Annotated in this window: 5 protein-coding genes and 4 tRNA genes; 6 read left to right on the top strand and 3 right to left on the bottom strand. The window is 42.7% G+C overall.

Translation table 11 applies throughout. The features are described from left to right. Positions 1–714: 714 nt before the first annotated feature. Both pssA and R7Q46_RS24395 read right to left on the bottom strand, forming a co-directional pair. Positions 715–2055, bottom strand: a complete 1341-nt coding sequence (gene pssA, locus R7Q46_RS24390) for a CDP-diacylglycerol--serine O-phosphatidyltransferase (protein ID WP_005388686.1) — start codon at positions 2053–2055, stop codon at positions 715–717. Positions 2056–2126: 71 nt separating this feature from the next. Continuing rightward, a complete protein-coding gene (locus tag R7Q46_RS24395) occupies positions 2127–2558 on the bottom strand; it encodes a GNAT family N-acetyltransferase (protein ID WP_017633746.1) in 432 nt (143 codons plus the stop codon). 101 nt (positions 2559–2659) lie between these two features. Here R7Q46_RS24395 and murB point away from each other — a divergent pair, with 101 nt between their 5' ends. Both murB and birA read left to right on the top strand, forming a co-directional pair. Further along, positions 2660–3703, top strand: coding sequence for a UDP-N-acetylmuramate dehydrogenase (murB, locus tag R7Q46_RS24400; RefSeq protein ID WP_053306556.1), 1044 nt, complete (start codon positions 2660–2662; stop codon positions 3701–3703). Next, positions 3700–4665: a bifunctional biotin--[acetyl-CoA-carboxylase] ligase/biotin operon repressor BirA gene (gene birA, locus R7Q46_RS24405; protein ID WP_130545443.1), complete on the top strand. Its 966-nt coding sequence runs from the start codon at positions 3700–3702 to the stop codon at positions 4663–4665. The genes murB and birA overlap by 4 nt, the downstream gene beginning before the upstream one ends. A gap of 7 nt (positions 4666–4672) precedes the next feature. On the opposite strand, the gene coaA is transcribed toward birA, so the two are convergent. Beyond that, entirely contained in the window at positions 4673–5596 is a 924-nt protein-coding gene (gene coaA / locus R7Q46_RS24410) for a type I pantothenate kinase (protein WP_005388683.1), read from the bottom strand. A 205-nt stretch (positions 5597–5801) separates the two neighbouring features. Between coaA and R7Q46_RS24415 the strand changes: the two genes are divergently transcribed. The 4 genes from R7Q46_RS24415 to R7Q46_RS24430 all read left to right on the top strand — a co-directional run bounded on the left by R7Q46_RS24415 (position 5802) and on the right by R7Q46_RS24430 (position 6197). Continuing rightward, positions 5802–5877 (top strand) — tRNA-Thr (locus R7Q46_RS24415). A 36-nt stretch (positions 5878–5913) separates the two neighbouring features. Continuing rightward, positions 5914–5998 (top strand) — tRNA-Tyr (locus R7Q46_RS24420). Positions 5999–6033: 35 nt separating this feature from the next. Then, positions 6034–6108 (top strand) — tRNA-Gly (locus R7Q46_RS24425). Positions 6109–6121: 13 nt separating this feature from the next. Further along, positions 6122–6197: transfer RNA gene (locus R7Q46_RS24430), tRNA-Thr, on the top strand. Positions 6198–6377: the final 180 nt, after the last annotated feature.

Consider the following 6377-nt stretch of genomic DNA (forward strand, 5'->3'; position numbering starts at 1 on the left):
GCCGGGGGTCGCGGGTTCGAGTCCCGTCCACTCCGCCACTTATATTAAGCCCCAGTCGAAAGACTGGGGCTTTTTTCTTTTCTACTGCGGCGTTTCCCTGAAGTGTGTTTACACCTAACTAGACTACTCCCCATAATCCTTACTAAGCGAACTCTACGTGATTACACACTAGGCTTTAATTAATTATAGGCCGTTGATGCTGTGGAAAGACAATATGACTTACAAACAAGCCTAAGTAATCTATGGTATTCAAAGGCGTTCAACGGCTCGAATCTTGATGAGAAAGAAAAAACGAATTGTACGTATAACCTAGAAAAGCGTCATATATACCCCATCTCTCCTGGCTCAAAAATCAAACGACTTGAAAAGAATTGGAAGATGAAAGATTGAAGGAGCTCTTCATTAGCGAGGTGATAATTTTCGACGCTGAACATTTGATGAGTCTCAGAAAAAATATATCGCCAAAGGCAAAGGGTAAGAAGCGCCAGAACAGAGAGGGGTAGCTTAGCTCGAGGCTGTAAGCTATGCGGAATACTCACAAACGTCAAAGCTCAAACCCATTAAGAGAGTCGCTCTAGATCTAAGTGGTTATGTGCTCACTAGCGGTACTAGAAAATAGTTAAGTATTCCAAATGGATTATATGAAAAAGCCAACTGCTAAAGCGGTTGGCTTAGTATAAAAATCTCGACGTACTTTAGAGCGAGAAATGATGTCTAAAGAATACGTTTTAAAACACCATCTGCCTTTAGGCGGGTAATTTTTCTGACCAGTCGCTGTACCCCTATAGGATAGTCTTCTACTTTCTCTAATTGCTTATAGGTACAGATAAGGTGAGTATGCTCAAGAATACGCGAAACTTCGTCTTCAAACTTCTCAGTGAGCTTCGCATAATTGTCTTGTATGAGTAGCCCATTTTCTAGGTCGAGTGACCAAGCACGTGGATTTAGGTTATTCCCAGTAAGTAGCATATAGCGTTTATCAACCCAAATACCCTTAAGGTGGAAGCTGTTATTGTCATGCTTCCATAGGTGAATTGACAATTTACGTGCGGCGATATTCGCTTCATTGGCTTTCGCAAAGCGACGCAAATTCACTTCGTAAAGATATGGAAGTCCGCCAATGGTTTTAAAGTCTTCCTCAGGTGCAATGTAAAAGTCGTTGGCGGTTTTATCACCCACAACAATCGTTACTTTCACACCACGCTTCATGGCTCGTTTCACTTCACGATGAAGTGCTTTAGGGAAGTTAAAGTAAGGCGTACAAATGAAAATTTCGTCTTGGGCTGCTGCCAATAACTTTACAATCTGTTGATTGAGCAGATTACGGCGTTTGCCTAGCCCAACTAACGGAGTGACTTTTACACTTTCTTCTGTTGCAGCTTGGTCTTCAAACTTATAGTTGGCTTGAGCAAGAGAAGCCCTCAGTTGGCGAATCGCCGACTTTATTTCTTTGGTTTCTGGTTTATCTTTTCCTGCAAGATCATTAACGGCAGGGTGAGCAATCATTTCTTCCTGAATGAATTGCACCATTGAATTCGCTAAAGATTCATGTCGAATCACATGGTAACGATCAAATCGATAACGTTCATGATAATGGAGATAAACGTTATTTAAGCTCGCCCCACTGTAGATAACAGTATCATCGACAATGAAGCCTTTTAAATGCAGTACCCCAAAAACTTCTCTGCCACGCACTGGTATGCCATAGACAGGGATTGGGTGTTGGTACTTACTGGCATATGCTTTGTAAAGCGCTGAATTACCCTCAGATGTCTCCGCACCAATCAGGCCACGCTGCGCTCGATGCCAGTCGACACAGATATTGATGTCCAACCCAGGATTGCGCTGTTTCGCTTCATAAAGCGCAGTGAGAATTTCACGTCCAGCTTCATCATCTTCCAGATATAGAGCGACTAGGTAAATTCGCGACGTTGCTTTGCTGATAGCATCTAAAAGACGGGTTCTGAATGATTCTGCTGAATACAGAACATCAAAGTCTTCCGGATTGACAGCGAGACTTGGCAACTGTTCGAATGGATTCCTACTTACTATCATATCGGTATGAGTACCTTAGTTTAGTGCAATATTGCGAACCTGCCATTTTATCAAAGATATGATTTACCTGGCTACAAAAGCACGCGTTTTGATGTCGTTGAAGAGATGAATTGCATTGGAATGAGATCTTTACCGCTATCTACGTAACGTTGAAATGCCATTTTTAGCGGGTGTGGTAGCTCAGAGCAATCAATTGTTGTGAATCCATGCTTGGAATAATAGGATTCGAGATGTGTAAACGCGAAGCAATAATCGCCATCAGTGAAAACATTGTTTTTACAATGAGTTAGTAGTTTTTTTCCAATCCCTGTTCCCCTAACTTTCGGAATGACCAACATTCCTGTCAACAGACGAACTTTATCTACACCTTTTAAACGTAGTAACGCAATGATTTCACCCTTATGGCTTGCTGTAATGATCAATTCATCCTTTTTGGCTCGACCCGCAGGGTAATACGCTTTGTATAGTTTCTTAATGAGGGGGAGCTTGATGGGATTTAACACTTCTATGATTAATGAGTCTGGTATTGTCACTGCGGTTAAAAGATAACTAATGTAGAATGTCGACAGTTTAAGAGAATCTTATCTGGTGTTGCAAACCTACTATGCAAATTAAAACAAATGCGAGCCTAAAGGCTTACCATACTTTTGGAATTGAACAATCGTGTTCCTATTTAGCTATCGTTGAGTCGCTCGAAGATGTTATTGAGCTATTTCAAAACCCAAGATTCACCCATTTACCGAAACTTTTTTTAGGTAAAGGAAGTAATGTTCTTTTTACAGAACATTTTGAGGGATTAGTGATTGTTAATCGAATCATGGGTAAAGAAGTCACGGAAACGGATGAGCACTACCTATTACATATTGCCGGTGGTGAAGATTGGCCTGAATTAGTTTCCTGGTGTGTGAATCAGGGGATCGGTGGGATCGAGAACTTAGCTTTGATTCCAGGTTGTGCTGGCTCGGCTCCTATTCAGAACATTGGTGCGTATGGCCTAGAGCTAAAAGACATCTGTGATTATGTAGATGTTCTTGATCTAACTACGTTTGAAAACAAAAGAATGCACGCCCAAGACTGTGAGTTTGCCTATAGGGATTCCATATTTAAACATGCGTTGCACGGAAAGTGCTTTATCACCGCATTAGGGCTTAAGTTGGCGAAGCAATGGCAGCCGATTAACCAGTACGGTCCTTTACAAAGTATCCCAGAAGAACAACTCAGCCCTGCTTCTATCTTCGAACGAGTATGCCAAGTGCGAAAGGCAAAACTGCCAGATCCAACCAAGATAGGTAACGCAGGTAGTTTCTTTAAAAACCCAGTGATCACGCAAGATCACTATGATCGACTTACAAAAAAATACCCTAACGTAGTGGCCTACCCAGCTTCTGGAGGAATGAAAATTGCTGCTGGTTGGCTTATCGATCAGTGTGGATTAAAAGGGAAGTCTGTACATGGTGCGCAGGTCAACCCTATGCAAGCTTTGGTTTTGACCAACATAGATAATTGTAGTGCTGATGACATTGTCGCGCTTGCTTCTTTAGTGAAGCAGACAGTATGGGACAAATACCAAATCATACTTGAGCATGAAGTACGCTTTCTCAATCGTACCGGGGAGACCAATTTGACTCAGATCGAGGCATCTAGATGAGAAAAGATCACTCTACGAAACTTCATATTTTAAAGTTATTAAGTGATGGAGAGTTTCATTCAGGAGAAGCGTTGGGCGACGATCTTAATGTTTCCAGAGCGGCAATCGCTAAGCACATTAAAGGTCTTAGTGAATGGGGTATTGATATTTATCGAGTGCAAGGGCGCGGTTACCAATTAGCTTCACCATTGCAGTTGTTAGACGAGACTCTCCTTACCACTAGCTCGGAGTCACTTGTTGAACTTGTCCCTGTGATTGACTCAACGAACCAGTATTTGCTCGACAGAGTCGCGGATTCGGAAAAGGGCCGTGTTTGTATTGCTGAATATCAAGCGCAAGGTCGTGGTCGCCGCGGTAGACAATGGGTCTCACCGTTTGGCTCTAACTTATATCTCTCTATGTATTGGCGACTGGATGCGGGAATGGCTGCGGCAATGGGCTTGAGCTTGGTGATTGGGATTGCCGCAGTGGAAGCTCTGGAAGAAGTAGGCATGCAAGGTGTTAAACTCAAGTGGCCGAATGACTTGTATTATCAAGATAAAAAACTGGCCGGAATCTTGGTTGAAATGTCGGGTCAGGCCGGTGGGGCCGCTCATCTAGTGATTGGGATGGGCCTGAATATTGGAATGCCTGACGACCAGCCTGAGATTGACCAGCCATGGACCACGTTGAACCAAGTAAATCAGAGTCTCAAGATCGATAGAAATGTTCTAGCAATGACTCTTATTAAGCATTGGAATTCCGCACTTGTCGAATATGAAATGAAAGGACTTACTGGCTTTATCGAACGTTGGAATCGGTTAGACAATTTCCTTAATCGTCAGGTCAAACTGCTTATTGGGCCTAGAGAGGTACATGGCGTCGTTCGAGGCATCGATCATCAAGGTGGAATATTAATCGAAACCTCCCAAGGACTAGAGACTTATATTGGTGGTGAAATCTCGTTGCGTAAAAGTGACTAAGCTTCGATTACTTTCGCAACGAGACTTTATCAACCAAGTGGTTAACGCCTTTGTGTAGAATCAAGTGGGCTCTCTCACGAGTTGGAAGAATATTCAATTCTAAATTGAGCCCATTAATATCATGCCAAATTTGCTTTGCTTTTTTCTTTGCGTCATCGACAGAGAGTTGTGTGTAGTGGCTAAAATAAGAGCCTGGTTTCGTAAAGGCCCCTTGGCGAAACTTTAAAAAGCGTTCTACGTACCAATGTTCAATGGTCTCTGTTTCTGCGTCGACATAAATTGAAAAATCTAAAAAGTCAGATACAAAGACACGATGCGGGTCATGTGGATAGTCCATTCCACTTTGCAGAACGTTTAAACCTTCAATAATAAGAACATCCGGTCTATCCACTTTTCTTAGTTCATCAGTAATGTCATACGTGATGTGAGAGTAAATGGGTACTTCAAGATCGGGCTTTCCTGCCTTTACGTCAGACATGAACTCGACTAAACGCTTGATATCATAGGATTCAGGGAAGCCTTTACGATGCATGATACCGCGTTCTTCTAGTACTTTTTTCGGATATAGGAAGCCATCTGTTGTAACCAAGGAGACTTTGGGATGATTCTCCCAACGAGAAAGCAATGCCGTTAGAATACGAGCAGTCGTACTTTTGCCTACAGCAACACTGCCAGCGATACCAATTACGAAAGGGGGAGCATGTTCCTCTGTATTTAAGAATTGTTGTAATACGGAATTGCGGCTTTGACGAGCTTGGACATACAGATTCAAAAGACGAGACAAAGGAAGGTAGATCTCTACCGCTTCCTCCATGGTTAGGTTTTCATTAATGCCCTGAAGCGCAGTCAAGTCGTCTTCAGAAAGTGTCATCGGTACAGAGTTTCTTAACTCGGCCCAATTTGCACGGTCAAATGACAAAAATGGACTCATGGGTCTCTTTTATCCTTGGTTTAATAGAAGCAAGAACATACATCAAGCGAACTTCAAAGCAAACGACAAAGGTCGAAGTTTGCTTTAAAAAAGCTAAGTTTGTACGAATTTGCAGCAAACGAATCTAAAAAATCGAAATTTATGATTTTTTTTCAAATTACTATTGCAACCTAGAAAATCATTCAATAGAATGCGCACCACTTATGCCGACTTAGCTCAGTAGGTAGAGCAACTGACTTGTAATCAGTAGGTCACCAGTTCGATTCCGGTAGTCGGCACCATTCTTTCCTTTAGTAGTCTGAATGGCTTGAAAATTTGGAGGGGTTCCCGAGTGGCCAAAGGGAGCAGACTGTAAATCTGCCGGCACTGCCTTCGATGGTTCGAATCCGTCCCCCTCCACCATATTCTTTAGGAAATAGCTCTCAGAGTTACGTGTTGCGGGCATCGTATAATGGCTATTACCTCAGCCTTCCAAGCTGATGATGCGGGTTCGATTCCCGCTGCCCGCTCCACTCTAATTTGAGTGCTGATATAGCTCAGGTGGTAGAGCGCATCCTTGGTAAGGATGAGGTCGGCAGTTCGAGTCTGCCTATCAGCACCAGCTCTCAAGTTTATTTCCTTTTGATATTAGATTTACCAATTATCTTTTTTTGGTTGCGTGGTCAATTTGGGCCACCTAAATCCGTACCTAGAGGGACCACTCATGTCTAAAGAAAAATTTGAACGTACGAAACCGCACGTTAACGTTGGTACTATCGGCCACGTTGACCACGGTAAAACA

Source organism: Vibrio sp. 811, from assembly GCF_033339195.1.

Bases quoted from the DNA above. Each gene is read 5' to 3' on its own strand.
- pssA (WP_005388686.1), bottom strand. From the start codon at position 2,055: ATGATAGTAAGTAGGAATCCATTCGAACAGTTGCCAAGTCTCGCTGTC.
- birA (WP_130545443.1), top strand. From the start codon at position 3,700: ATGAGAAAAGATCACTCTACGAAACTTCATATTTTAAAGTTATTAAGT.
- coaA (WP_005388683.1), bottom strand. From the start codon at position 5,596: ATGAGTCCATTTTTGTCATTTGACCGTGCAAATTGGGCCGAGTTAAGA.
- murB (WP_053306556.1), top strand. From the start codon at position 2,660: ATGCAAATTAAAACAAATGCGAGCCTAAAGGCTTACCATACTTTTGGA.